We start from the raw sequence: 23910 nt of genomic DNA, 5'->3' as shown, positions 1-23910 counted from the left end.
AAAGCCTGATTAAGACCCTTGGGATGAACAGTCTTCGTCGGGTGGGAGAGAAAAATAAAACAAAATAAAATAAAGCAGTGGTAACCATAGCAAAAAACGCCTCGGTATCCATTCTGTTTATGTTTTGTTTGATCATTATGTGTAAAGTGTTATGCTTTTAAATTTTGTGCAAATTATTGCATAATAATTTACTTATGCAAGAAAAACTTTTAATATGATACTGAGGTTAAGATTTATTAATGAATACAACCAACCCACTTTTACTTACGCTTAACATTATGCCCGAGGCACAATTATTTTTTGATGTGTTACGCAAACAGCATTTCCCCGCCGAACGGAACTTTTTAGATGCCCACCTGATGCTATTTCACCAATTGCCGCCAAACGGGAAAGGGATTGTGGAAGACATCAAAGCTATTGTAAAAGAGTATCAAAACATGCCTTTGCAGGTATCTGGCATATCGAGCATCGGTAACGGTGTTGCTTATAAAATAGAGAGTGACCTGTTACAACAATTACATAAACATTTGCAAACCAAGTGGCAGCAATGGCTCATCCCGCAGGACAATAATAAATTATGGCCGCACATTACCATACAAAACAAGGTTAGCCCCGAAAAAGCTAAACAATTGCTACAAGAACTTTCCGACAAGTTTAAACCCTTTGAAATACAAGCGACCGGCCTAAGCCTTTGGGAATACCAGGGCGGGCCGTGGAAGTTTATTGAAACCTTTAATTTTAAAGGTTAACACCGTTTAGCCAAAATATCCGCTATGATCATGTCTGCATGGATGCGCGAGTTCTCGATAAACCAAAGATGCGTATCCAATCCACCAACCACAACACCTGCAAGGTAAAGGCCCGGTTGGTTGGTTTCCATTGTATCAGGGTTATAGGTTGGGATAAATTTATCTTCGGTTAGCTGGATCCCTATCTTCGCCAGGAAATCGAAATTAGGTTTGTAACCTGTCATCGCCATAACAAAATCATTGGGGATGGTTACCTTGCCTTCAGGCGTGTCAATATCAACCTCGGTTTGGCGAACGGCTGCAAGGCTCGAATTAAAGTAGGCCTTGATGCTTCCTTCTGCAATGCGGTTAATAATATCAGGCCTAACCCAATATTTAACCCGGCTGCTTACCTCGGCACCACGAACAACTAGAGTAACTTCAGCACCTTTGCGGTAGGTTTCTAAAGCTACGTCAATAGCCGAATTACTACTGCCCACAACCACCACCTTTTGCGAGGTGTAATAATGCGGATCCTGGTAGTAGTGTTTTACTTTAGGTAGGTCTTCGCCGGGGATATCAAGGTTAACGGCTATATCATAAAACCCGGTCGACAGGATCACTTTTTTAGCCCGGTATGTGGTTTTGCTCGTCACTATCTCGTAACCACTATGAATTGATTTTACATTGGTAACTTCTTCAAATAAATTAAGCGGAAGATTATTTGATAACGCTACACGGCGATAATACTCTAAAGCATCATTACGGGTGGGTTTGTTGTGCACGGTAACAAACGGCACACCGCCAATCTCCAGTTTCTCCGAAGTGGAGAAGAAAGTCATGGTAGAAGGGTAGTTGTAAAGTGAATTTACCAGGCAGCCTTTCTCCACAATAACAAAACTTAAACCGGCTTTTTGTGCTGCAAGTCCGCATGCTAAACCAATGGGGCCACCGCCAATAATGAATATATCGAGCATAAGGCGAAGATAGGCAGATTACGGCTAAGTAATATCGAATAATGAATGCCGAATGTAAAATTTCGAAGTTGTTGCGGATAGACTGCCTTTCAGAAAAAAAAGAAAAAAAAATGGGATAAGCTACTTTTATCGCGCCGCTCAACTCTCTACCCTTGCTGTGTTCCCACCCTGGGGGAGTTCAAGAGGAGCTGGCCGTAAAAGACTTATCCCGCTGCAAAGATAGAAAAAGGATGCATTTTAGGTTAAAAAATTATTAAAAAAGGAAATTGAAGAGTGGAGGTGTTGATAATCAGTGGGTAAAATTAAACCACTTGTCATGCTGAACGATAGTGAAGCATCTACTCGCCGATATGCATGTTGTACATTAGATACTTCGCTATCGCTCAGGATGACAAAAAATCTAAAATAAGTTTATTTGCTTCCGTACTTCCTTATTATTTACCACCTCTAAATTTCTCATCCCTCTAACCCCGAAAGTTTTAAATGCCTCCCATTTTAGTGAGCCGCCAAACGTTTCACGCTTTACTATTTTTAGTTCTTTGATCCAAAATGGCTCAATAACTTTTTTATGTTTAAAATGCGGCCACAGCGTTTTGAAATCAGCCTCAGAAACATTCCGAACTACGGTTACATGCGGCACCAGCGTTTTGCGGATGCTCAGGTTTTTCTTGAGCAGGGTAAACCAGGCATCCACCGCAGGGGTAATGCGGATGTGCGCATAAATAGTGTATTGGCTATGCAGGTGACTAAAATATTTAAACCCGTCGATATGAAGCAAAACCGGCGGCATGATGTTAATGGCCCGTTCAATTTGAGATACGGTATGATCGGCATAATACGGCTTTTGGCGTTCCATATGTATTACCGAGATATGGGCGGGCGCATCCATGCTTTTGAAATTACCAATGTGCTTTGCCGATGCTTTTTTGTATTTGCCGATAAGCTCTTTAACAGGTTCGGGTGGTGAGAGGAGAAAAAGATAGTCGGAATAGCTGGTCATATATCGGTCAATTATCGATGCAAATTTTACTAATTATTTTAGCAATTCAAATTATATTTTCATATTTGTGCATGGATGCTAAGCGGCATATTGTACATATCGACCTCGATTCATTCTTCGTATCTGTAGAGCGAAAATTCAATCCTTCACTCATCGGCAAGCCCGTTATTATAGGCGGCTCGGCAGATAGAGGTGTGGTGGCTTCGTGCAGTTACGAGGCGCGTAAGTTTGGCGTGCATTCGGCTATGCCTACAAGGCAAGCGTTAAAGCTTTGCCCGCAAGCTATAGTGATCCACGGCACGCATGGGCGTTATTCGGAGGCTTCGCGAGAGGTTACGCAAATTATCCATGATATGGTGCCGCTTTACCAAAAATCGTCGGTAGATGAGTTCTATATAGACCTGAGCGGGATGGAGCGTTTTCATGATCCGTTCAAGTTGGCCTGCGAGTTAAGGCAAAAGGTTATCCGCGAAACAGGGCTGCCTATTTCTTTCGGTATGGCATCGGGCAAAACAATAGCCAAAATGGCAACCAACCAGGCAAAGCCAAACGGGCAGCTTTGGATAAAACATGGCGAGGAGAAAGCTTTTTTAGCGCCGCTAAATATTGGCAAGATCCCCGGACTTGGTGAAAGTGCCTGCCAAAAGCTTTACCAGTACGGCATCGAAAAAATAGGCGACCTGCAGCGGGTTAACCTGAAATTCCTCGAAGCGGTATTCGGTAAAATGGGTTTATATATTTACAACAAAGCTAACGGAATAGACGACAGCGAGATCATCCCACACAGCGACCGCAAATCGATCTCGACCGAAACTACTTTCCATAATGACGTTAATGACAAGCGTACATTAGAAAACGTACTGGTAAGCATGACGGAGGAACTGGCCGGAAAGCTACGCCGCGAGAATAAGGTATCATCTTGCCTGGCTATTAAGATCCGTTACGCCAACTTTGAAACACATACCCAACAAACTAAGATCGCCCTTACCGCTGCCGAGCATATCCTTATCCCCGGTATTAAAAACCTGCTTTATAAGGCTTGGAACCAGCACCGGCCCATCCGACTGATAGGTGTTAAGCTAAGCAACCTCTGCACCGGCAGCTACCAGATAAACCTGTTTGAAGATAACGAGGAGCGAATAAAACTTTACAAGGCTATGGATGATATCAATTTCAGGTTTGGCGATAAAACAGTTTGCCGTGCAGCCGGGATGGAGATTGGGGCGAGGACGTTTAATCCGTTTTAGAAGGGGTATACAAATGCTAATTAAAACCCGCGTAATTGCGAGATTCTGTGTTGATATACACAGAATCTCGCAATTACGCGCGGAGAAAAGGCTCTTTAATAAAGGTCAAGCCTCATCAAAATATCCGTCTGCTCATCATTCCCTAGCATAAACAGGTGGCTGCCGAATTGCTCAAAGCCTTTGTTTTTATAAAAGCTGATGGCTTTGGTATTGTGTTCCCAAACGCCAAGCCAGATGTATTTTAGGCTTTGATCTATAGCGATTTGGATTGCAAATTCTATCAATAGTTTCCCAATTTGCTGGCCTTGAAAATTACTTAGCACATAAATGCGCTCTATCTCCAGCGCTTCAGGGTCTTGAAATTCGGTTTGGGCAAAGTTGTAATTGAGTTTGAGATACCCCACAATTGCATTATCAACCCAAACAAAGTAGAATTGCGAATTTGGGTTACTTAATTCGTTCTCAAATTTTGGCAGGGTAAAGGCTGTTAAGGAGTAGGCCGCCATATCTGCCGCATTATTGCGGTGCAGAAATGCGTCGAAAAATGTTTTTCGGCTTAGCTCAAGTAGGGTAGCGGCATCATTAATGCTTACCGATTTTATTTGGATAGGATGGGTCATTAATTAATCAAATTGCTCCTGCAGGCGAACAAGGCGGTCTATCATCAGGTTTAGTTTCTCTTCCTCGTTTTTAAACATCCTTGGTTTTAGATAGAATGTTGTAAACAAAAACCATATAATAATAGAACCATAAGTAACTCCTTTAAAAGTAGCTGAGGCGTTTTGCAATACCTCTACAAAATAGAGCGCAAGGCCTCCGCTTATTAGTAATGTGTAGATGTAATAGAACCAGCCAATAACTTTGCTGCGGTTACGCTGATACTCTTTTAAACTGTGGAGATATTCGGTAGGGTTAACTGTAGCATCACGCTTGCTCAGGATGTGGTAGTGCCTTATAATTAATGTCAGGTACATCAGCATAGTAACCAACACAATAATAATACCCACGGTGGTAACCCAAGAGTTAAACGCGCCAAACAATGTTATAATAAATGCAAATGCAATTATTATAACCATGGCCACAATACTCCAATATATACGGTTTGTTAAACTGCGCACGCCGTTCTTCACCTGCTTAAGCACTTCATCAACAGATAAATGCTCTTTTTTTGGCTGCGCCTGCCAAACCGACATTAAATGATCAAAGTCTTTCATGCTGATTGTATAACTCTGTCAATTTTTGTTTAATGCGATAGATCTTCACCCTCAAATTCCCCTCTGATATACCCGAAACTTCTGCAATTTCGGGGTACGGCACTTCATCAAGCACCAATGTTATGATAATTCTTTCCGACTCTTCCAGTTTGGAGATACACATGTACAGCAAAGTAACCTGCTCGTTCTTTTCCGAAAATACTTCTGGTTTATTATCGGCAATTGCCGGTGTCAGCTCATCTTTGGCTTGTCGTTTTTCTGATCGTAAATAAGTTAGGCAGGTGTTTACCGCTATTCGATAGATCCAGGTAGAGATGAGCGCCTGGTTACGAAACTTGTGCAGATTTTGCCAAACCTTTAAAAAGGTTTCCTGCAGTAGGTCGTTAGCAGCATCATCATCGCCGGTATAACCATAGCACAAATGGTAAATTTTCTTCGAATTGGCTTCGTATATTTTCCTGAAAGCGTCTTCTCTGTCGGCCACCTGATTAGTTAATTTTTAGTTGGACAAATTAACACCATTAATGTTACAACAAGTAACTTTTTTTATTAAACCAGGGCAATTTGCCTTCGGCATCTTCTAAAAGTTTGTTATAGTCCTGGCTGTAATCGAATTGCAGGTCTTCATGTAATTTGCTGATGGATGTTTTTACCTTCTCAATTTGCCTTATTAGTATCAACCTAATAGGTTTATAGGATGTTTGGCGAATTACATATTGCAGGTAATTCTGGCAAAAGTTTATTAATAATTCAATCTCCGAGGGTTTCGAGCCGATGAATTTGGTGTATTTGGTAAGCATCTTCAATATCTTGCGCAGGCCTTTAGCGGTAAAGTAACTTTGGGCAGGCAGCTGACTAAACATAAACCCAGCCTCTGCTTTTATGCTTTCTACGAAATCATTTTCGTTGTTAGCTTCAAAAAGGAGGTAAGCTAACAATTCCTTATTTTCTTTTTTATAACGTACCAGTCGCAGGCATAGTTCGGCAAGCTGCTCTTGCGATAAATGCTGAACTTCCTTCTTTATTTGTTGTAACCCGTAGACAGTAATACTCATATATAAAGTTTTCAAAGCCTCTCTCTCGGAGAGGGGTTGTGGTGAGGCTAATAGTTTTAATTTTTGTAGTTTTACGGCACCAAATTAACGTATGCAGAAAAGCAAACTAACCCTGTACATTTTTGTGGCCTTAGTATTAGGCGTTATAGCCGGATACATTTACAATGCTACGGTTATAAACAATATTAATACCAAAATAAGCGCCGCCGAGGTAAATATAAAAACAATAGACCAGCAATTAGAGGCGAGCAAAGATACCACAACTGCCGTTTACAAATCCCTTAAAGGTGACCGTTCCGCTCAGGTAACTCTACGCAAAGCTGCCGATACCAGCCGCGAAGACAAGTTGGTCGGCTTTACGGTGTTAAGCGACATCTTTCTAAGACTAATAAAAATGATTGTAGCGCCATTGGTATTTACCACCCTCGTAGTTGGTGTGGCTAAAGTGGGCGATATTAGCGCAGTTGGCCGTATTGGTGGTAAAACATTGCTTTGGTTTTTAAGCGCAACGCTGGTGTCCCTGGCTTTGGGTATGCTATTGGTTAACTTTTTCAAGCCCGGCGAGGCTATGCACTTGCCATTACCGGATAGCCACTTATCTACAGGAATACAAAAGACCGCACTTTCGCTGCGCGATTTTATTGGGCACGTATTTCCTAAGAGTTTTATAGAGGCGATGGCTAATAACGAGATTTTGCAGATTGTGATCTTCTCGCTATTTTTTGGTGTGGGTACTGCCGCCATCGGCGAAAAAGGCGAAGTAGTTATCAAAGCCATGGATGCTATTGCACATGTTATATTAAAGATAACCGGCTATGTAATGCAGCTTGCACCATTAGCCGTATTTGGTGCTATTACAGCAATAATCGCGAAGCAGGGGTTAAGTATCCTGTCCACCTATGCTATATTCATAGGTGAGTTTTATTTCTCCTTGTTGGTGTTATGGCTGGTGATCATCCTTGCAGCATCGGTAGTATTGCAGGGAAGAGCATTTAGTTTGGTAGGCCGTATTAAGGATGCGATGCTTATCGCGTTCAGTACCTCTACCAGTGAGGCCGCCTATCCAAAAGTATTGTTGGAGCTGGAGCGCTTTGGCTGTAATAACAAAATTGTAAGCTTTGTGCTGCCTTTAGGTTATTCGTTTAACCTCGATGGATCTATGATGTACATGACCTTCGCGTCGCTATTCCTGGCGCAATCTTATAATATCCATCTATCGTTTGTGCAGCAATTATCTATGCTGCTGGTGCTGATGATTACCAGTAAAGGTATTGCCGGTGTGCCACGCGCATCGCTTGTTGTTATTGCCGGTACTATTTCCATGTTCAATATTCCCGAGGCAGGCCTTGCGCTTTTAATCGGTATTGATCCACTACTTGATATGGGCCGTTCTGCTACAAACGTTTTAGGTAACGCTATGGCAACAGCGGTGGTAAGCAAATGGGAAGGGGAACTGAGCGGTGGAAATGAAATATCGAACATTGAATAATGAATTTCGAATAACTAAGTTTAATCTCTAAATCAATAATTCAATAAATACCTATAATGGTTACTAAATCTAAAAAAATATTCCTCGTTGCAAGTATCATCGTGCCGTTTTTACTCTATTGTTTTTACTACTACGGTATGATGATCAAAAACGCGCCTTATAAGTTCTCTGAGTTTCAATCCATACGTTTCGAGTATGGTTATGGCGATACGCTAAACAACATTTTCGATTCAAAAACGGGGGAGTACCAGTTTGTTAACAGGCGCGATTCATTGGTGAAGGTGAAGCTTAAATTAAGCAAAGACGACCTTTTATACCTGCATCGCAAAGCTGCCGACCTGGGTTTCTGGGATTTTCCGGCAAACGAGCTTAATCCCGATGTAAAGGGGCATGTACCAAGGTTTGTAATACAGTTTAATTACCTGCGCAAAACTAAGAAGGTGATGTACGATGCATCCTTTAATGGGCACGATAAGCTAAAGGATGCGAATGAAAGGCTGATCAAAGAAATTCAAAATGTATTATCTGAAGCAGAAGCACGCCAAAGAAATAGTAAATAGTGCCTTGCATATTAATTTGTTAATCCATATATTTGCACCTCAAAATTTAAAACAATAATTAATCAACAATGTACGCAATAGTAAGTATAGCCGGGCAACAGTTTAAAGTTGTGAAAGACCAGCAGATCTTTGTACACCGTTTACAAGGGGATGAGGGCGCTAATATTGAATTTGACAATGTGTTGTTAGCAGAAAACGAAGGTAGCTTCAAATTAGGTTCTGATTTGAAAAGCGCTAAAGTATCAGCTAAGATCGTGTCTCATTTAAAGGGTGATAAAGTAATTATCTTCAAAAAGAAACGCAGAAAAGGTTACCAGAAGAAAAATGGTCACCGTCAGCAATTTACCAAGATCGAGATCACCGGTATAACATTATAATTAAATTTTAACCGACTCGGTCACAGGGTCACAAAAGAAATTAAGAAATGGCACACAAAAAAGGGGCCGGTAGTTCAAGAAACGGCCGCGAATCACATAGCAAGCGTTTAGGTATCAAAATTTTCGGTGGTCAGCCAGCAATTGCAGGTAATATCATCGTTCGCCAACGTGGTACCAAACATAATCCGGGCCTTAACGTAGGTATCGGTAAAGATCATACATTATTTGCTTTAAAAGCAGGTAACGTAGTATTCAAAAAGAAAGCAGACAACCGTTCATACGTTTCTGTTATCCCTTTTGAAGTAGCACCAGTTGCAGCACCGGTACCAGCTGTTAAAGCTGAGCCAAAAGCGAAAGAAGTTGAAGCGCCTATTGCAGTTGAAGAAGTAGCTGAAGAGGCTCCAAAAGCTAAGAAAGCAGCAGCACCAAAAGCAAAAAAAGAATCAGCAACTGATGCTGAAGAAGCAGCTGCTGAATAATTAAGCAGAAGCTCATATAATATAAAAAGCCCTTATCAATTTGATAAGGGCTTTTTATTGGGGGGGGGTTATAACCCGTCATTGCGTACGAAGCAATCTCTTTAGGACGAGTGGCTCTGTATAGCGAAGAGATTGCTTCGTACCTCCAATGACGTTTCGGAACATACCTACTCCAATATAACTTTTTTCAAATACCAGCCATCGGCATCAATAACCGGGGTGATTTTACTTTCAATGGTTATCCCTTTTGGGGTTAGCGTCATTCGCTTAGTACCCGCATCGGTAGTAATATCAACAGGCAACTCGGTGTCAATATTTAGCAACGTGATGAGGTATTTGTCTCTTGGCCTTGCTTTTACGCTAACTTCCAGCTTGTTAGTGGTACGCAGATAAAAATCGAATAAAGGTTTTAGTGATTTGCCGTAGGCCTTGCTAAAGTATTGCTCGGCATCATCAGTAACGTTCTGATGGTCGTAAGTGAACCGGGCATCAGTTGCAAAACCCTTTAGTGTTGGGAAGAAAAGGCTATCGCCCATTACGTAATGCAATGTGTGCATAAAGTAGGCACCCTTTACATATATATCATTGTTATAGGCTGATGCTTCGTCAATATCTTTACCTAACACAATAGGCTGTTTGTTTGCAATACCAAAAGCAGATTGTTTAAAGTGTTTGATGTAAGAAGCTTTACCTTCCAGATCAAGATAGGGTAATGCATCGGCATAAGTATCAATACCTTCATGGATCCAGTAATCGGCCCAATCGCGGGCGGTTACTTTATTACCCCACCACTCGTGCCCAAACTCGTGGAACATCAGCCAGTCGAAATCCTGCCCGCCAACTTTGCTATACCTGAATTTGTTACCATAAGCGTTCATGCTTTGGTGCTCCATACCCAGGTGAGGGGTTTCGGCAATGCCCAGTTTCTCTTTAGCCCATGGGTATTCGCCAAAGTACCTTTCTTTTGATTGCGCGGCTTTGATCACCATATCAATAAAATGTGGTGCCTGCGCGGCATGGTATTTTAATACATAGAACTGCACCGATACAACATTACCTAAAACCGACTTGTAACTACCTTTTACCACCTCGTAATCGCCCGCGTTAAATACAATACTATAGTTATTGATGCTGTATTTAGTTTGCCAATGGTAAGTTGCTGTAGTACCTTTTTTGCTCACACCTTTTAACAAGCCGGGGCCTGCAACAACCAAATCCTTTGGCACAGTAATAAACATATCGGCACCTTCATTCGGCTCGTCACTTGGGTGGTCTTTGCAAGGGAAGAAGATCTTGCCACCGGTAGCTTCGGCAGTTACTGCAAGCCATTTGTGGCCGGTAGAATCCTGAGTCCAGGTGAAGCCATCGTCCCAAGGTGGATTTTTGGCGATGCGCGGCTGGCCGGCATAGAGCACTTTAATACTTGCCTTACCGGCGGCTAACTGCTTTGCCAGGTTAATGGTGATCAAACCGTTTTTATGATTGAATGGCGCGCTTTTGCCGTTTACTAATACCGCGCTCACATGCAGGGAATCCAATAAATCCAATATCAACACTTTAGTCGGCTGCGCCATAATAACATCGATAACGGTAGAACCGCTTACCGATTTGGTAGCGAAATCCATATTTAGCGCGATGGTGTAATGGCGCACATCCATTATAGCCTGCTCAGGTTTAAGCTTGCCACCGGAGGTTTGGGCTTTTGTTGCGAAAAAGCACGTAAGTAAAAGTGATGCGAGGAGGTAGGTTTTGTGTATCATGATTTTTAATTATCCTAATCTAAGCGATATTCGTAATAGTTTTTTCATATCAAATTTAATATTCCCTCACCAACAACCCGTCTGCAAAATCGCGCAGATATTGTTTATTTTCTTCGGGCAGGGTTATCTGGTCTAATGCTTCAAAAGCTTTTTCGGCGTAGGCCTGCATTTCGGCTTCGGCAAACTGACGGATGTTTACGCTGTTATAAATCTCGGTAACAGCCTTAACCTTTTCAGGGGCATCGAAAGTTGGAAAGGTGATCCAGCGGGTCAGTTTCTCGGCATTGGTATCTTTAACCAGTTCCAGGGCTTTGATGAGCAGGTAGGTTTTTTTGTTGGAGATGATATCCCCGCCAACCTGTTTGCCGAATTTTTCGGGGTTGCCGTAAACGTCCAAAATATCATCCTGTAGCTGGAAAGCTATGCCCAGGTTAATGCCAAACTCCGAAAGTAAATTAGCGTCTTTCTCATCAGCTTCGCCGATAAGCGCGCCTATCTTTAAAGCGCCGCCAAGCACCACAGCCGTTTTCAGGCGGATCATGTTGATGTATTCCTTAATGGTGATGTTGTTGCTGGTCTCGAAGGTCATATCCAGTTGCTGGCCTTCGCAAACGCCGATTGCGGTGTCGTTAAAGATATCGAGCACCTTGCGCAGGAGGTTGTCGCGCACCTGCATCATCAGCTTATAACCCTCTATCAGCATCACATCGCCCGACAAGATAGCCACGTTATTGTTCCACTTTTCGTGAACGGTGGTTTTGCCACGCCTTTTGGGGGCATTATCCATAATATCGTCATGCATCAGCGTGAAGTTGTGGAATACCTCGATAGCCAGTGCAGGGGGAAGTGCAGCTTCTACATCACCGCCAAACAAATCGCAAGCCATCAGGAGCAGGGCAGGGCGCATACGTTTGCCACCCAAAGCCAATATGTATTTGATGGGTTCGTATAATTCGGCCGGGTATTCCGGGTATTTAAGTTCGGCTACGGAGCTTGCAATCAGCGACTGCAGGTCTTCAAGTTTTCTCATGTTTTTGAGTGTGTTAAAGTGCCGGAGGCGAGGAGTGAAGAGCATAGTAAACGCGCTTCACACTCATATCCTGCACTAATCACATATTAATTATTTACTAATGAAAAGTCTATTTGTTTCTTGGTAAGGTCTACGTTCTTCACTCTTATTTGCACCTCATCGCCAAGCTGGTAAACCTTCTTTTTACGCTGGCCAATGATGGCATAGTTCTTCTCATCCAAAGTATAAAAATCGTCGCTTATATCGCGCAGGCGGATCATACCCTCACATTTGTTCTGTACGATCTCTACATACATTCCCCATTCGGTAACGCCCGAGATTATGCCGGTAAATATGTTGCCCACTTGGTCTTTCAGGTACTCGGCCTGTTTGTATTTAACAGATGAGCGCTCTGCATCCGCAGCCTTTTTCTCCATTTGCGAACTGTGCTTACAAAGCTCTTCGTAATGGTCGGCGTTGGCGCTTTGGCCGCCGTTTAGGTAATGTTGTAACAAGCGGTGCACCATCACATCCGGGTACCTACGGATAGGCGAGGTAAAGTGCGTGTAATGGTCAAATGCTAAACCATAATGGCTGCTGCTTTTGGTGGTGTAGATAGCTTTAGCCATCGAGCGGATAGCCAGCTGGGTAAGCACGTTCTGTTCTTTTTTACCTTCCACATCCTCCATTAAAAAATTGAGTGACTTGGCGGTTTCCTTATCAGACTTGGTATTGATCTTATATCCAAACCTTGCCGCAAATTGCGCGAAGTTGGCCAGCGCATCGGGCTTTGGCGTATCGTGCACGCGGTATACAAAGGTATATTTATGCTTGCCTTTGCCCATTTTGCTTACATGCTCGGCTACCTTGCGGTTAGCTAAAAGCATAAAGTCTTCAATCAGTTTGTGGGCATCTTTACGTTCTTTTACATAAACGCCGGTAGGTTTGCCGGTTTCATCCAGCTTAAATTTAACCTCGGTGGTTTCAAAGCTGATGGCGCCTGCTTTAAACTTGCGGTCGCGAAGCTTGTAGGCCAAGGCGTTTAGTTTTTCTATTTCCTCAACGTAATCACCGGTTTTTGTTTCGATAACGTCCTGTACTTCTTCGTAGGTAAAGCGCCTGTCGGAGTGAATAACGGTTTTGCCGTACCATTCTGTCTGGATATTGGCATCCTCATCCAGCTCAAATACAGCGGCAAAGCAAAGCTTATCCTCATGCGGGCGAAGCGAACAAAGTCCATTAGACAACCGCTCCGGAAGCATCGGGATCACCCTGTCTACCAGATAAACTGACGTGCCACGTTCGTAAGCTTCCTTATCCAAAGCCGAGTCAGGAATTATATAGTGCGACACATCAGCAATGTGTACACCAACCTCGTAATTTCCATTATCCAGTTTTTTGAACGATAGCGCATCATCAAAATCCTTTGCGTCAAATGGGTCGATGGTAAAGGTAAGCACATCACGAAAATCGCGTCGCTTGGCAACCTCTTCGGCGCTTATTTCGCTTGGGATCTCTTCGGCATCGCGTTCAACCTCGGCAGGGAAGGAAAGGGGGAACCCGTACTCGGCCAGGATGGCGTTCATTTCGGTATCGTTCTCGCCCTGCTCGCCCAAAATATGTTTGATACGGCCTATCGGGTTTTTAGCACTTGCAGGCCAGTCGGTAATTTCGGCTACGGCTTTAATACCATTCTTGGCACCGTTTAGATCGCTGATGGGTATAAAAATATCGTGCATCATCTTGCGATCATCGGGGATAAAGAACGCGAAACGCTCAGATAATTTCACCACACCGGTAAACTCCATTTTGTTACGCTGCAATATCTCTATGATCTCGCCTTCCTGGTGTTTGCCTCGGCTTTTGGCGTACACGTAAACCTTTACACGGTCGCCGTTAAGGGCGTTCCGCAGTTTACGGGGTGCTACAAAAATATCGGTTTCAGATGGGTCGTCGGTAACAATAAAGGCCGAGCCATCGTTGGTGAGGTCAACCTTGCCTTCAACAAAAGTTTTAAGCTCGAGCAGTTGGAATTTGCCGGGCGTTACTTCTTTCATTACGCCTTTAAAGGCTTCGTTCTTTAGTATGTCAAGGATTACGCCGCGGGCATCGGGGTCGCGTACGTTTAGCTTGGCAGAAACTTGTTTGTGGTTTAGCGGCGTATTGCCGTTTTGTTCAAATATATCCAGTACCATTTGCGTTAGCACCTGGTCTATGGTAGAGTTGTGTTTATTCTTTTTTGACATTTATTGATGTTTGTTGCTAAGGTACGAAATGCTAAGGCTTTGTAGGGTAACGATTGCGAAACATTTAAAGCCCGCGTAAGCATAATGTAAAAAATGTCGATTTTGTTGGGCTTTATAGGTAACCTGTATGATTTATGATAGTTTTACCACATGAAAACTTTAGGACTTATCGGCGGTACCAGTTGGGTATCTACCATAGATTATTACCGCTTTATTAACCAGGGCATTAACGATAAACTGGGTGGCGTAAATGCCGCGCAATTATTGTTGCATTCTTTTAATTACGCCGATATCGTTAAAAACCATGCTGAAAACAATTGGGATAAAACAACTCAAATGATCATCGACGCGGGAATCGGATTAAAAAACGCTGGTGCCGAAGCCATTATCCTTTGTGCCAATACGTTGCATTTGGTTGCCGAAGAAGCCGAACAGGGCATTGGCCTACCTGTCATCAATATCGCGATAGCAACTGCTAAAGTTATAAACCAGCACGGCTTAACCAAGGTAGCTTTGTTAGGCACCAAGTTCACCATGGAGAAAACTTTTTTTACCGATAAGCTTACTGCCGCGGGCATCGAAGCCATAACACCCAACCAGGCCGACCGCGATTACATCCACCAAACGCTTATGGACGAATTGGGCAAAGGTATTTTACTGCCCGAAACCAAAGCCCGTTACCTGAAAATTATGGAAGACTTAGTACAAAACGGCGCGCAAGCCATTATTTTAGGTTGTACCGAAATACCTTTGCTGATAAAACCCGAAGATACCAATGTAATGCAGTTTGATACCACGCAGATACATTCGGCAGCAGCGGTTGAGTTTGCTTTGGGGTAAGGAAAACGTCGATTTTTTCAAACATTTCTTAAACTCCAAAAATTGCATACTTTTATGTGCAATGGAAGAAAAGAATAACGAAAGAACCATCCGGGCATGGGCTATGTTCGATTGGGCTAACTCGGCTTACAACCTGGTGATCACCACAACCGTTTTCCCGGCCTATTACGTGGCTATTACCGCCAACGCGGCAAACGGTAACCGGGTAAACTTTTTTGGCTTCAGCGTTATTAATACTGCTCTGCAAGATTATGCCCTTGCTGCCGCTTACCTGGTAATGGTGCTTTTACTTCCAATATTAAGTTCCATTGCCGATTACCGCGGTAACAAAAAAGTATTTATGCAATTCTTTACTGCACTAGGCTCGCTTGCCTGTTGCAGTTTGTTTTTTGTGGATGAGCAAAATATTGAGTGGGGCATTGTGGCCTTCGCTATAGCAGCCATAGGTTATGCCGGTGGTTTTGTATTCTATAATTCCTACCTGCCCGAGATTGCCACTCTTGATATGCAGGATAAAGTGAGCGCAAAAGGTTTCACTTACGGCTACATAGGCAGCGTTTTGCTCCAGCTTATTTGCTTCGTATTTATATTAATGCCCGATACTTTCGGGTTAACAAAAGGCTCGGCTTCACGCTTGTCATTCCTGTTAGTAGGCATTTGGTGGATAGGTTTCGCTTTAATTCCATTCAAAATATTGCCTAAGGGCAGCCCTAACGCGCAATCGCACCACAAAAATATTATCAAAGGCGGCTTTATAGAATTAGGCAGCGTTTGGGTTAAAATCAAAAGCATGCCGCTACTTAAATGGTTTTTGTCGGCATTCTTTTTTTACTCCATGGGCGTACAAACCATTATGCTGGTTGCCACCAGCTTTGCCGCTAAAATATTGGGCATGTCAACCGAAGATTTGATCAAGATTATCCTCATCATACAAGTGGTTGCCATTGCGGGTGCTACGCTAATGTCGCGCCTATCTGATAAATATGGTAACGTACGGGTGCTGATATTTGTGGTATTACTATGGATAGGCATTTGTATTGCTGCATACTTCACCAAAACAGCAACGCATTTTTATATTGTAGCCATATTTGTGGGCCTGGTAATGGGCGGGATCCAGTCGTTATCACGTTCTACCTACTCTAAATATTTACCGCAAGATATCACTGACACCGCATCGTTCTTTAGCTTTTACGACGTTACCGAAAAGCTTGCCATTGTAGGCGGTTTATTCAGTTTTGGCTTTATTGAGGAGTGGACGGGCAGCATGCGTAACTCCACACTGGTATTAGGCATATTCTTTGTTGTAGGTTTGTTTTTGCTGTTTTCATTATTAGCAGCCGAGAACAAAGCGAAGAAAAATGCCGAATTTAGCGCCCGTTAACATTTACCCGTACTAATGACAATTGAGTTATTTATCCCGTGTTTTATAGATCAGTTGTATCCGGCCACTGCTTTTAATACCGTTAAAGTGCTTGAGAAAGCCGGATGCAAGGTAAACTACAATCCCAAACAAACCTGCTGCGGTCAGCCCGCATTCAATGCCGGTTTTTGGGATGATGCCAAAGCTGTGGGTAGTAAATTCCTGAATGATTTTCGCGAGGATAGCATTATTGTTTCGCCATCAGCATCCTGCACCTGTATGGTTCGTAATTATTATAACGACCTATTTACCAATACCGCGTTACATAATAAATGCCGCAACATCCAAAGCAACATTTACGAGCTAAGCGATTTTTTGGTGAACATCCTGAACGTTGATTATTTTGGTGCCGAACTGGAAGGCCGAGCCGTTTATCACGATAGCTGCGCCGGCCTGCGCGAATGCAAAATTAAAGACGAGCCACGCCAGCTGCTTTCTAAAGTATTAGGCCTGGAACTCGTCGACCTGAAAGATAACGAAACCTGCTGCGGTTTCGGCGGCACATTTGCCGTTAAGTTTGATGGCATAGCCACTGCCATGGCACAGCAAAAGGTTGATAACGCCCTTGCCGCCGGTGCCGAATATATCATCTCTACCGACGCTTCCTGCCTGCTGCACCTGCAAGGTTATATCGATAAAAACAGCTTGCCCATCAAAACCATCCACATAGCAGATGTTCTTGCACATGGGTGGGGGAATGTGTAAGCCGCTTATTTAAACATTTACTTTCGCTGTATAAATAAAATCCTATTTTTGCGCTAAGTATAGATCGCGTTAGTATGCGATTGGTTATAATTCACTTATTTATTTAAAATTTAAATCATAGTTGTAGATGATTAGTATTACACTTCCAGATGGTTCCGTTCGTGAATACGATAAAGGGATCACTTCTATGCAGATAGCCTTGTCTATCTCCGAAGGTTTAGCACGTAACGTATTGGCTGCCGAAATAAACGGCGAGATTTGGGATGCAAGCCGCCCTATCGAAGAAAATTCGGCAGTTAAGCTTTTAACCTGGAACGATGCAAAAGGTAAATCAACCTATTGGCACTCATCCGCCCACTTACTGGCCGAAGCTTTAGAGGCTTTATACCCGGGTACCAAATTTGGTATCGGCCCGGCTATCGAAACCGGTTTTTATTATGATGTTGACTTTGGCGACGAGCCATTCTCATCAGATGATTTCAAGAAAATTGAAGACAAAGTTATCGAACTTGCAAAAACCAAAAGCGAATACATTCGCAAACCGGTTAGCAAAGCCGATGCTATTGAATATTTTACCGAGAAAGGGGATGAGTACAAGCTTGACCTTTTGAAGGACCTGCCGGATGGCGCCATTACTTTTTACACACAAGGTAACTTTACCGACTTGTGCCGTGGCCCGCACATCCCTAACACAGGTAGCATCAAAGCAGTAAAGCTAATGAGCGTTGCCGGTGCATACTGGCGTGGCGATGAAAGCCGCAAACAGCTTACACGTATCTATGGGGTTACTTTCCCTAAGGCGAGTGAGTTGGCTGATTACCTGCACCTGATAGAGGAAGCCAAAAAACGCGACCACCGTAAATTAGGTAAGGAATTGGAACTGTTTGCTTTTAGCGAAAAAGTAGGTATGGGCCTGCCATTGTGGTTGCCCAAAGGTACTGCTTTGCGCGAACGCCTGACTAATTTCCTGCAAAAAGCACAGGCTAAATCCGGTTACGAGCAGGTAATTACACCGCATATCGGTCACAAAAACCTTTATGTAACATCTGGTCACTACGAAAAATATGGTGCCGATGCGTTCCAACCGATAAAAACCCCGCAGGAGGGAGAGGAGTTTTTCTTGAAACCGATGAACTGCCCGCACCATTGCGAGATCTATAAAACAAAACCACGCTCTTACAAGGACCTTCCGGTGCGTTTGGCAGAGTTTGGTACTGTTTACCGTTACGAGCAAAGCGGCGAGCTGCACGGCTTAACCCGTGTACGTGGTTTTACACAGGATGACGCGCACTTATTCTGCCGTCCCGACCAGGTAAAAGAAGAATTTAAAAAGGTTATTGACTTGGTACTTTATGTATTTGCTGCCCTGGGTTTTGATAGTTATACCGCACAGGTATCGCTACGCGACTCTAACAACAAAACCAAATATATTGGCACTGATGAGAATTGGGCTTTAGCTGAAAGCGCTATCATCGAAGCTGCTGCTGAGAAAAACCTGACCACCGTAGTAGAATACGGCGAAGCGGCCTTTTATGGCCCTAAGCTGGATTTTATGGTGAAGGACGCCCTTGGCCGTAAATGGCAGTTAGGAACTATCCAGGTAGATTACAATCTGCCGGAGCGTTTTGAGCTGGAATATACAGGTAGCGATAACCAAAAACACCGCCCGGTAATGATCCACCGTGCACCGTTTGGCTCGTTGGAACGTTTTGTTGCCGTATTAATTGAGCATTGTGCCGGTAATTTCCCGCTTTGGTTGTCGCCAGAGCAATTTATTATCCTGCCCATATCTGAAAAATATGAAGAATATGCAAAAAAACTTTCAGATGAGTTAAAAGATTCCGATATTTGCGGGCTGATTGACTTTAGAGACGAGAAAATCGGGCGTAAAATACGTGACGCTGAAGTTAAAAAGATCCCCTATATGCTTATTGTAGGCGAAAAAGAGGCAACCGAAGGGTTGGTTTCTGTCCGCAAACACGGCACAGGCGATTTGGGTAGCATGAGCATTGAGAATTTTAAACAACAAATAATTAAAGAAATAACAGTATAACTTGGCTTTAAACAAACCTTTCAACAGAGGACCAAGGCTTCCATTTAAGAAAAAAGAAGCCGAACATAATATCAACCAGTTTATTAGGGCACAAGAAGTGCGCCTTGTAGGTGACAACGTTGAGCAGGGTATATTCTCGTTAAGAGATGCACTTGCCATCGCTCAGGAACAAGAACTTGACCTGGTTGAGATATCTCCAAACGCAGTACCTCCCGTTTGTAAAGTAACCGATTATAATAAATTCGTTTACGAGCAAAAGAAGAAACTAAAAGAGATAAAAAGCAATGCCAAGCAAACCGTTATTAAAGAGATCCGTTTCGGGCCGAATACTGATGACCATGACTTTGAATTTAAATTAAAGCATGCGCAAAAGTTTTTGGAAGCCGGCGAAAAAGTAAGGGCTTACGTACACTTTAAAGGCCGTGCAATTGTATATAAAGAACAAGGCGAGATACTATTGCTGCGTTTTGCACAGGCATTAGAAGATTTAGGTAAAGTAGAGCAATTACCAAAGCTGGAAGGTAAACGTATGTTTTTAACGGTTGCTTCAAAAGCGCAGAAAAAGTAATAATTAAGGCAGGTGCGTTGGTATGCAGCTGCAATTAAAATAAAACGTTGAGATAACGTAAATCATCTAAAAACAAATAAATAGAGTTATGCCAAAAATGAAAACCAATTCCAGTGCAAAAAAGCGCTTTAGGCTTACTGGAACCGGTAAAATTGCCAGAAAAAACGCATTCAAAAGCCACATCTTAACAAAGATGTCGACTAAACGTAAGCGTAACCTTAGTCACACCAGCTTGGTATCTAAAGCTGACTTAGGCAACGTAAAACGTATGCTTTGCATAGGCAAGTAATCAAACAAATTTTTTAACCAGGTATTAGAGTACAGAAGCTCCTGAAAAGGACACTCACTACCAAAAACAACACAACATGCCACGTTCAGTTAACGCAGTCGCGTCGAGAAGACGCCGGAAAAGGATCATGAACCTCGCCAAAGGTTATTGGGGTTCAAGAAGCAAGGTTTACACCGTTGCTAAAAACACAGTAGAAAAAGGTTTACAGTATGCATACCGTGACCGTAAGACCAAAAAACGCGAGTTTAGGGCTTTATGGATCCAACGTATCAACGCAGGTGCACGCCAGCACGGCATTTCTTACTCTCAATTAATAGGTAAGTTAGCCGCTAAAGAAATTGGTTTAAACCGTAAGGTATTAGCTGATTTAGCGATGAATCACCCTGATGCTTTCAAAGCGATCATTGACGCTGTAAAATAATCAGCGCATATTTATAAGAAAAGGCTTTCTGTTTATTCAGAAAGCCTTTTTTGTTTATAACATTGTCATCTTGAACTTGTCGAAAGATTGTACAATTCGCTAATGGTTCGACTGGCTCACCATGACAAGCGTCTCTTACAACACCGAACTCTCGGCACCCGGTGTTTGCCTGCTATCAATAGGCTCAATATGTGAACGGAAGCGGGAGGTATCATCTCCGAGCGAACTATCTTCAACAATTTTTTTCTTCAATTACAATTGCTATGGGTTCTGCATAGTAGTTATCATTTACCTGTGATGTATATGAAGCGATGCCGCCATCAATATCCATATACTGTTTAAAGTTGCGTACATCCTTATCGACCATGTTTTTAAATACAGGGTTTAAGATATGGGCGATGCCACCTCCAAAACCACCGGCAGGCGGGCGGTAGCTGATGATGATATCTACCAAGGTGCCGCTGCCATTAAGGCTATCCTGGAAACGTACTTTACCAGCGTTATCGATTAATGACCCGGGTATTGAACTCCAGCCGATGCTGTAACCCGGCTCATCACGAACGATCTCGCCATCCCAGCTTACTTTGGCTGTGCCGATAGGTAGTTTTAACACCCAATGTGAGCGTTTATTATCTATGACCTCCACACTCTCGAGGTGTTTCATGAAAAGGGGCAGGTTATCCAGCTTGCGCCAAAAGTCATAAACTTCCTGGCGTGGTTTATCAATATGGTATGATGAACGGATATTTATGTTTACCGGCTTGGTATTGTTACGGCCCATGCGCGAGTATAGTTCGCAATGGCCGGTAAGCCCGCGGTTAAGAAGGTAGCCACCAGCGCCAAGCTTGATAATGCTGGCGAAAGGGCTTTTGAATAATCCTCTAAAACCGGATAATGCTAGTTTAATACCACTTGCGATAGAAATGGTGCGCTCGGCGGTAGAAAGGTTTAAACTTGGTTCCTGGCTTTCCGCCGGGCCACGGTATCTATTTTGCAATGCTAATGATGTCATGGTATGTTGCGTTTGTATTTATTAAACACCTTAAATTACAGCGGGTTTTCGTTAATTGAAATTAATTTAACCGGCGCTGATAATTGCATTTGCCGTTAGCATTTCTAATGCTACATTTGCAGCGCTTTAGGTTCCTGCCACGAAGCAAATTCACAGCAGGATTAAAAGGGAATACAGTGTAAATCTGTAACTGTCCCGCAGCTGTAAGCTCCGTTAACCAATGTCCGTTCAAAATTGCCACTGTGCCGAGTATTTCGGGATGGGAAGGCAGGGCAAAGGGGAGCAAGTCAGAATACCTGCCTCAGCATTATATTATTCATAGCTTTCGGGGATTGAAGCTTGGGTGTGAATGCTCTTCATAAGGCGGTGTATTTCCATTCTTGTATTTTCCATTTTTGTACGCTATGATGTTTTAACATCAGCATGAGGCACGGTTACGATAGTATTTTCAGGTTAGCAAAACCCCCATTTATAAGCAAGACGTTTTGTATTGCGGGCGTTTTCCTATTAACTTCAACTGTTGTTTTCGCGCAGCGCGATACTACAAAACATCTCAAAGAGGTACCGATAAAGGCATCGACTGCACTCAGGCTACAAACGTTAACACCCGCTCAACAAATCACCCAAAAAGATTTTGCACATTACAGTGCTTTTAATGTGGCCGATGCCGTGCGCAATTTTGCAGGCGTTAACATTAAAGATTACGGCGGCATTGGTGGATTAAAAACCATATCGGTACGGAGCCTGGGCACAAACCATACCGCTGTGTTATACGACGGTGTGCAGCTGAATGATGCCCAAAGCGGACAAATAGATCTGAGTAAATTCAACCTCAATAATGTTCAGGAGATCACCCTGTATAATGGCCAACCCGGTGACCTGTTGCAATCAGCACGGTCTTTCGCGTCTGCAAGCGTGTTGAGCATTAAAACTATCCGCCCAACTTTGACGGCCAAAAAAATATACCAGATCCAGGTGGGGGCAAAGGGGGGGAGTTTTGGGTTGATCAATCCTTACCTCCAATGGCAACAGCGGGCTAATAATAACTGGCAATTTGTTATAAACGGCAATTATATAAAAGCCAACGGCCGGTATAAATATGAGGTAGATAACGATGGTTCTGACACGGTATCTACCCGGCATCACGGCGATGTGGAATCAATACAAACAGATGCCGCGCTGTACTATAATAAAAATGATAGTAGTAAATTTAATATTCACCTTAATTACTACAACGCTAAACGTGGATTGCCGGGGGCGGTAGTATCTTATACCGAAGGACATGGGCAGCACCTGAATAATGACGATGTATTTGTACAAACAGGATACGAACGCCTATTTAAAAACGGACTTTCGCTATTACTTAACAGCAAACTCTCCCAACTAAAAACCCGTTACCTCGATTCGCCTTACAATAACATCCAGGGATTTGTTCTTGAAAATTACAAACAACGCGAAGCTTATCAATCGGTAGCCCTCTCATATCATTTAACCAATAATTGGGATATCTCCTACGCTATCGATGCATCCTATACTAAAGTAGATGCTGATATTGATAAGTACGCTTACCCTGCAAGGTTTACGCTTTTAAACGTTATTGCCAGTAGCCTAAAACTGGGTAAGTGGCAACTACAGGGAAATCTGCTGCAAACCAATATTCACGAAACAGTGCAAAAGGGTACGGCCTTTCAGCAAAAGTCGGTTTTGTCGCCAACACTGATGGCAACGGTGCAGCCTTTCTCCAATCCGAATCTTAAAATACGGGCATTTTACAAAAACGTTTTCCGCGCGCCAACTTTAGATGAGTTGTATTATTATGCGTTTGTAGAGCGGGTTATAAAACCCGAATTTGTATATCAGTATGATTTGGGAGCCACATATTCTAAAAACGTAGATGGCATATTTGAATACATAGCTATTACTGCCGATGCTTATTACAACTATGTTAAGAACAAGATCCTGGCTGTCCCAAACAGCAACCCGGCAATATTCTCGTTCAGTAATTTGGGTAAAGTTGATATTAAGGGAATCGATCTTGGTTTTAAAACACAAACCAAACAGCATAATGGCTGGAGCGCTTCGCTCAATACCAATTACACTTATCAGCAGGCTATTGATGTTAGCGACCCTACAAGTTCCAAATACCTGGAGCAGATCCCATATACGCCAAAGCATACGCTTGCAATAAACGCCGGGGTAAATTATAAAGATGCAGGGGTTTACTTTAACCATATCATGTCATCGGGCAGGTATTATACGGGCAACAATTTGCCGGAATACCTCGTGCCCGGTTATTCAGTAACAGATGCATCGGCTATTTATAAATTCATTAGCGGTAAAATGCCTTTGCAAACCTCGTTCGAGGTAAATAATCTTTTTAATACAAATTATGCTATCATCAGGAGTTACCCCATGCCGGGCCGCTCTTATCGTTTATCTATTCAAATAACAATTTAATATA

At 42.9% G+C, this 23910-nt stretch carries 24 protein-coding genes, 1 other RNA gene and 1 riboswitch; of the genes, 14 read left to right on the top strand and 11 right to left on the bottom strand.

Annotated features, from left to right (window positions below; genetic code table 11):
* Nucleotides 1–239 precede the first annotated feature (239 nt).
* Complete coding sequence (locus RHM67_RS12960; RefSeq protein WP_322227184.1) at nucleotides 240–749, top strand: 2'-5' RNA ligase family protein; 510 nt, start codon at nucleotides 240–242, stop codon at nucleotides 747–749.
* Here RHM67_RS12960 and RHM67_RS12955 read toward each other — a convergent pair.
* The 3 genes from RHM67_RS12955 to RHM67_RS12945 all read right to left on the bottom strand — a co-directional run bounded on the left by RHM67_RS12955 (nucleotide 746) and on the right by RHM67_RS12945 (nucleotide 2705).
* Entirely contained in the window at nucleotides 746–1705 is a 960-nt protein-coding gene (locus tag RHM67_RS12955; RefSeq protein ID WP_322227183.1) for a YpdA family putative bacillithiol disulfide reductase, read from the bottom strand. The two genes, RHM67_RS12960 and RHM67_RS12955, sit on opposite strands and share 4 nt — an antisense overlap.
* A 110-nt stretch (nucleotides 1706–1815) precedes the next feature.
* Nucleotides 1816–1914: signal recognition particle sRNA small type (ffs, locus tag RHM67_RS12950), an RNA gene on the bottom strand.
* Between the two features lie 191 nt (nucleotides 1915–2105).
* Entirely contained in the window at nucleotides 2106–2705 is a 600-nt protein-coding gene (locus RHM67_RS12945; RefSeq protein ID WP_322227182.1) for a 2'-5' RNA ligase family protein, read from the bottom strand.
* Between the two features lie 71 nt (nucleotides 2706–2776).
* Here RHM67_RS12945 and dinB point away from each other — a divergent pair, with 71 nt between their 5' ends.
* Nucleotides 2777–3952 (top strand): DNA polymerase IV, encoded by a 1176-nt coding sequence (gene dinB / locus RHM67_RS12940; protein WP_322227181.1) that lies wholly within the window; start codon nucleotides 2777–2779, stop codon nucleotides 3950–3952.
* Nucleotides 3953–4047: 95 nt separating this feature from the next.
* Here dinB and RHM67_RS12935 read toward each other — a convergent pair whose 3' ends face one another.
* Genes RHM67_RS12935 through RHM67_RS12920 form a run of 4 tightly spaced genes read right to left on the bottom strand, consistent with a single transcriptional unit; the run spans nucleotide 4048 to nucleotide 6221 of the window.
* Nucleotides 4048–4572 carry a GNAT family N-acetyltransferase gene (locus tag RHM67_RS12935; protein ID WP_322227180.1) on the bottom strand — a complete coding sequence of 175 codons (525 nt, stop codon included), beginning with the start codon at nucleotides 4570–4572 and terminating at the stop codon, nucleotides 4048–4050.
* A 3-nt stretch (nucleotides 4573–4575) separates the two neighbouring features.
* Nucleotides 4576–5166, bottom strand: coding sequence for a hypothetical protein (locus RHM67_RS12930; RefSeq protein ID WP_322227178.1), 591 nt, complete (start codon nucleotides 5164–5166; stop codon nucleotides 4576–4578).
* Complete coding sequence (locus RHM67_RS12925) at nucleotides 5153–5650, bottom strand: RNA polymerase sigma factor (protein WP_322227177.1); 498 nt, start codon at nucleotides 5648–5650, stop codon at nucleotides 5153–5155. Before RHM67_RS12925 ends, RHM67_RS12930 begins: the two co-directional genes overlap by 14 nt.
* 43 nt (nucleotides 5651–5693) lie before the next feature.
* A complete protein-coding gene (locus tag RHM67_RS12920) occupies nucleotides 5694–6221 on the bottom strand; it encodes a hypothetical protein (RefSeq protein ID WP_322227176.1) in 528 nt (175 codons plus the stop codon).
* Between the two features lie 91 nt (nucleotides 6222–6312).
* Here RHM67_RS12920 and RHM67_RS12915 point away from each other — a divergent pair, with 91 nt between their 5' ends.
* The 4 genes from RHM67_RS12915 to rpmA all read left to right on the top strand — a co-directional run bounded on the left by RHM67_RS12915 (nucleotide 6313) and on the right by rpmA (nucleotide 9126).
* Entirely contained in the window at nucleotides 6313–7710 is a 1398-nt protein-coding gene (locus RHM67_RS12915) for a dicarboxylate/amino acid:cation symporter (protein WP_322227174.1), read from the top strand.
* A 56-nt stretch (nucleotides 7711–7766) separates the two neighbouring features.
* Nucleotides 7767–8270, top strand: coding sequence for a hypothetical protein (locus RHM67_RS12910; protein WP_322227173.1), 504 nt, complete (start codon nucleotides 7767–7769; stop codon nucleotides 8268–8270).
* A 68-nt stretch (nucleotides 8271–8338) separates the two neighbouring features.
* On the top strand, nucleotides 8339–8647 hold the full coding sequence (gene rplU, locus RHM67_RS12905; RefSeq protein ID WP_252757007.1) for a 50S ribosomal protein L21: 309 nt from the start codon (nucleotides 8339–8341) through the stop codon (nucleotides 8645–8647).
* Between the two features lie 47 nt (nucleotides 8648–8694).
* Nucleotides 8695–9126 (top strand): 50S ribosomal protein L27, encoded by a 432-nt coding sequence (rpmA, locus tag RHM67_RS12900; protein WP_322227172.1) that lies wholly within the window; start codon nucleotides 8695–8697, stop codon nucleotides 9124–9126.
* A 167-nt stretch (nucleotides 9127–9293) separates the two neighbouring features.
* Here the strand turns inward: rpmA and RHM67_RS12895 are convergent, their stop codons facing one another.
* The 3 genes from RHM67_RS12895 to rnr all read right to left on the bottom strand — a co-directional run bounded on the left by RHM67_RS12895 (nucleotide 9294) and on the right by rnr (nucleotide 14141).
* Complete coding sequence (locus RHM67_RS12895) at nucleotides 9294–10886, bottom strand: M1 family metallopeptidase (RefSeq protein WP_322227170.1); 1593 nt, start codon at nucleotides 10884–10886, stop codon at nucleotides 9294–9296.
* A gap of 55 nt (nucleotides 10887–10941) precedes the next feature.
* A complete protein-coding gene (locus tag RHM67_RS12890) occupies nucleotides 10942–11916 on the bottom strand; it encodes a polyprenyl synthetase family protein (protein WP_322227169.1) in 975 nt (324 codons plus the stop codon).
* A gap of 86 nt (nucleotides 11917–12002) precedes the next feature.
* Complete coding sequence (rnr, locus tag RHM67_RS12885; RefSeq protein WP_322227168.1) at nucleotides 12003–14141, bottom strand: ribonuclease R; 2139 nt, start codon at nucleotides 14139–14141, stop codon at nucleotides 12003–12005.
* A gap of 150 nt (nucleotides 14142–14291) precedes the next feature.
* Between rnr and RHM67_RS12880 the strand changes: the two genes are divergently transcribed.
* From RHM67_RS12880 to rplT, 7 genes are all read left to right on the top strand, one after another.
* Complete coding sequence (locus RHM67_RS12880) at nucleotides 14292–14981, top strand: aspartate/glutamate racemase family protein (protein ID WP_322227167.1); 690 nt, start codon at nucleotides 14292–14294, stop codon at nucleotides 14979–14981.
* 61 nt (nucleotides 14982–15042) lie between these two features.
* The gene (locus RHM67_RS12875; protein WP_322227166.1) at nucleotides 15043–16362 is read left to right on the top strand and encodes an MFS transporter; all 1320 of its coding nucleotides are present in this window, start codon (nucleotides 15043–15045) and stop codon (nucleotides 16360–16362) included.
* Nucleotides 16363–16377: 15 nt separating this feature from the next.
* Complete coding sequence (locus tag RHM67_RS12870) at nucleotides 16378–17106, top strand: (Fe-S)-binding protein (RefSeq protein WP_322227165.1); 729 nt, start codon at nucleotides 16378–16380, stop codon at nucleotides 17104–17106.
* Nucleotides 17107–17233: 127 nt separating this feature from the next.
* Nucleotides 17234–19159 (top strand): threonine--tRNA ligase, encoded by a 1926-nt coding sequence (thrS, locus tag RHM67_RS12865; protein WP_322227164.1) that lies wholly within the window; start codon nucleotides 17234–17236, stop codon nucleotides 19157–19159.
* Between the two features lies 1 nt (nucleotide 19160).
* A complete protein-coding gene (gene infC / locus RHM67_RS12860) occupies nucleotides 19161–19727 on the top strand; it encodes a translation initiation factor IF-3 (protein ID WP_134337813.1) in 567 nt (188 codons plus the stop codon).
* 88 nt (nucleotides 19728–19815) lie between these two features.
* Nucleotides 19816–20016: a 50S ribosomal protein L35 gene (rpmI, locus tag RHM67_RS12855; protein ID WP_067059792.1), complete on the top strand. Its 201-nt coding sequence runs from the start codon at nucleotides 19816–19818 to the stop codon at nucleotides 20014–20016.
* A 76-nt stretch (nucleotides 20017–20092) separates the two neighbouring features.
* Nucleotides 20093–20437, top strand: a complete 345-nt coding sequence (rplT, locus tag RHM67_RS12850; RefSeq protein ID WP_067059791.1) for a 50S ribosomal protein L20 — start codon at nucleotides 20093–20095, stop codon at nucleotides 20435–20437.
* A gap of 232 nt (nucleotides 20438–20669) precedes the next feature.
* Here rplT and RHM67_RS12845 read toward each other — a convergent pair whose 3' ends face one another.
* Nucleotides 20670–21449: an SRPBCC family protein gene (locus RHM67_RS12845; RefSeq protein ID WP_322227162.1), complete on the bottom strand. Its 780-nt coding sequence runs from the start codon at nucleotides 21447–21449 to the stop codon at nucleotides 20670–20672.
* 111 nt (nucleotides 21450–21560) lie between these two features.
* Nucleotides 21561–21768: riboswitch (cobalamin riboswitch) on the top strand.
* A gap of 104 nt (nucleotides 21769–21872) precedes the next feature.
* On the opposite strand from RHM67_RS12845, the gene RHM67_RS12840 reads away from it, so the two are divergent.
* Entirely contained in the window at nucleotides 21873–23906 is a 2034-nt protein-coding gene (locus RHM67_RS12840; protein ID WP_322227161.1) for a TonB-dependent receptor plug domain-containing protein, read from the top strand.
* Nucleotides 23907–23910: the final 4 nt, after the last annotated feature.

The sequence above is a fragment of the Mucilaginibacter sp. 5C4 genome (assembly GCF_034345625.1).
Classification (GTDB): Bacteria; Bacteroidota; Bacteroidia; order Sphingobacteriales; family Sphingobacteriaceae; genus Mucilaginibacter; species Mucilaginibacter aurantiaciroseus.
Note: the sequence above shows the minus strand (reverse complement) of the source record. Positions and strands in the feature narration are given on the sequence as shown.

Excerpts from the sequence above, each read along its gene's own strand:
- RHM67_RS12960 (WP_322227184.1), top strand. The coding sequence starts at position 240 with ATGAATACAACCAACCCACTTTTACTTACGCTTAACATTATGCCCGAG.
- RHM67_RS12955 (WP_322227183.1), bottom strand. The coding sequence starts at position 1,705 with ATGCTCGATATATTCATTATTGGCGGTGGCCCCATTGGTTTAGCATGC.
- RHM67_RS12945 (WP_322227182.1), bottom strand. The coding sequence starts at position 2,705 with ATGACCAGCTATTCCGACTATCTTTTTCTCCTCTCACCACCCGAACCT.
- dinB (WP_322227181.1), top strand. The coding sequence starts at position 2,777 with ATGGATGCTAAGCGGCATATTGTACATATCGACCTCGATTCATTCTTC.
- RHM67_RS12935 (WP_322227180.1), bottom strand. The coding sequence starts at position 4,572 with ATGACCCATCCTATCCAAATAAAATCGGTAAGCATTAATGATGCCGCT.
- RHM67_RS12930 (WP_322227178.1), bottom strand. The coding sequence starts at position 5,166 with ATGAAAGACTTTGATCATTTAATGTCGGTTTGGCAGGCGCAGCCAAAA.
- RHM67_RS12920 (WP_322227176.1), bottom strand. The coding sequence starts at position 6,221 with ATGAGTATTACTGTCTACGGGTTACAACAAATAAAGAAGGAAGTTCAG.
- RHM67_RS12915 (WP_322227174.1), top strand. The coding sequence starts at position 6,313 with ATGCAGAAAAGCAAACTAACCCTGTACATTTTTGTGGCCTTAGTATTA.
- RHM67_RS12910 (WP_322227173.1), top strand. The coding sequence starts at position 7,767 with ATGGTTACTAAATCTAAAAAAATATTCCTCGTTGCAAGTATCATCGTG.
- rplU (WP_252757007.1), top strand. The coding sequence starts at position 8,339 with ATGTACGCAATAGTAAGTATAGCCGGGCAACAGTTTAAAGTTGTGAAA.
- rpmA (WP_322227172.1), top strand. The coding sequence starts at position 8,695 with ATGGCACACAAAAAAGGGGCCGGTAGTTCAAGAAACGGCCGCGAATCA.
- RHM67_RS12895 (WP_322227170.1), bottom strand. The coding sequence starts at position 10,886 with ATGATACACAAAACCTACCTCCTCGCATCACTTTTACTTACGTGCTTT.
- RHM67_RS12890 (WP_322227169.1), bottom strand. The coding sequence starts at position 11,916 with ATGAGAAAACTTGAAGACCTGCAGTCGCTGATTGCAAGCTCCGTAGCC.
- rnr (WP_322227168.1), bottom strand. The coding sequence starts at position 14,141 with ATGTCAAAAAAGAATAAACACAACTCTACCATAGACCAGGTGCTAACG.
- RHM67_RS12880 (WP_322227167.1), top strand. The coding sequence starts at position 14,292 with ATGAAAACTTTAGGACTTATCGGCGGTACCAGTTGGGTATCTACCATA.
- RHM67_RS12875 (WP_322227166.1), top strand. The coding sequence starts at position 15,043 with ATGGAAGAAAAGAATAACGAAAGAACCATCCGGGCATGGGCTATGTTC.
- RHM67_RS12870 (WP_322227165.1), top strand. The coding sequence starts at position 16,378 with ATGACAATTGAGTTATTTATCCCGTGTTTTATAGATCAGTTGTATCCG.
- thrS (WP_322227164.1), top strand. The coding sequence starts at position 17,234 with ATGATTAGTATTACACTTCCAGATGGTTCCGTTCGTGAATACGATAAA.
- rpmI (WP_067059792.1), top strand. The coding sequence starts at position 19,816 with ATGCCAAAAATGAAAACCAATTCCAGTGCAAAAAAGCGCTTTAGGCTT.
- rplT (WP_067059791.1), top strand. The coding sequence starts at position 20,093 with ATGCCACGTTCAGTTAACGCAGTCGCGTCGAGAAGACGCCGGAAAAGG.
- RHM67_RS12845 (WP_322227162.1), bottom strand. The coding sequence starts at position 21,449 with ATGACATCATTAGCATTGCAAAATAGATACCGTGGCCCGGCGGAAAGC.
- RHM67_RS12840 (WP_322227161.1), top strand. The coding sequence starts at position 21,873 with ATGAGGCACGGTTACGATAGTATTTTCAGGTTAGCAAAACCCCCATTT.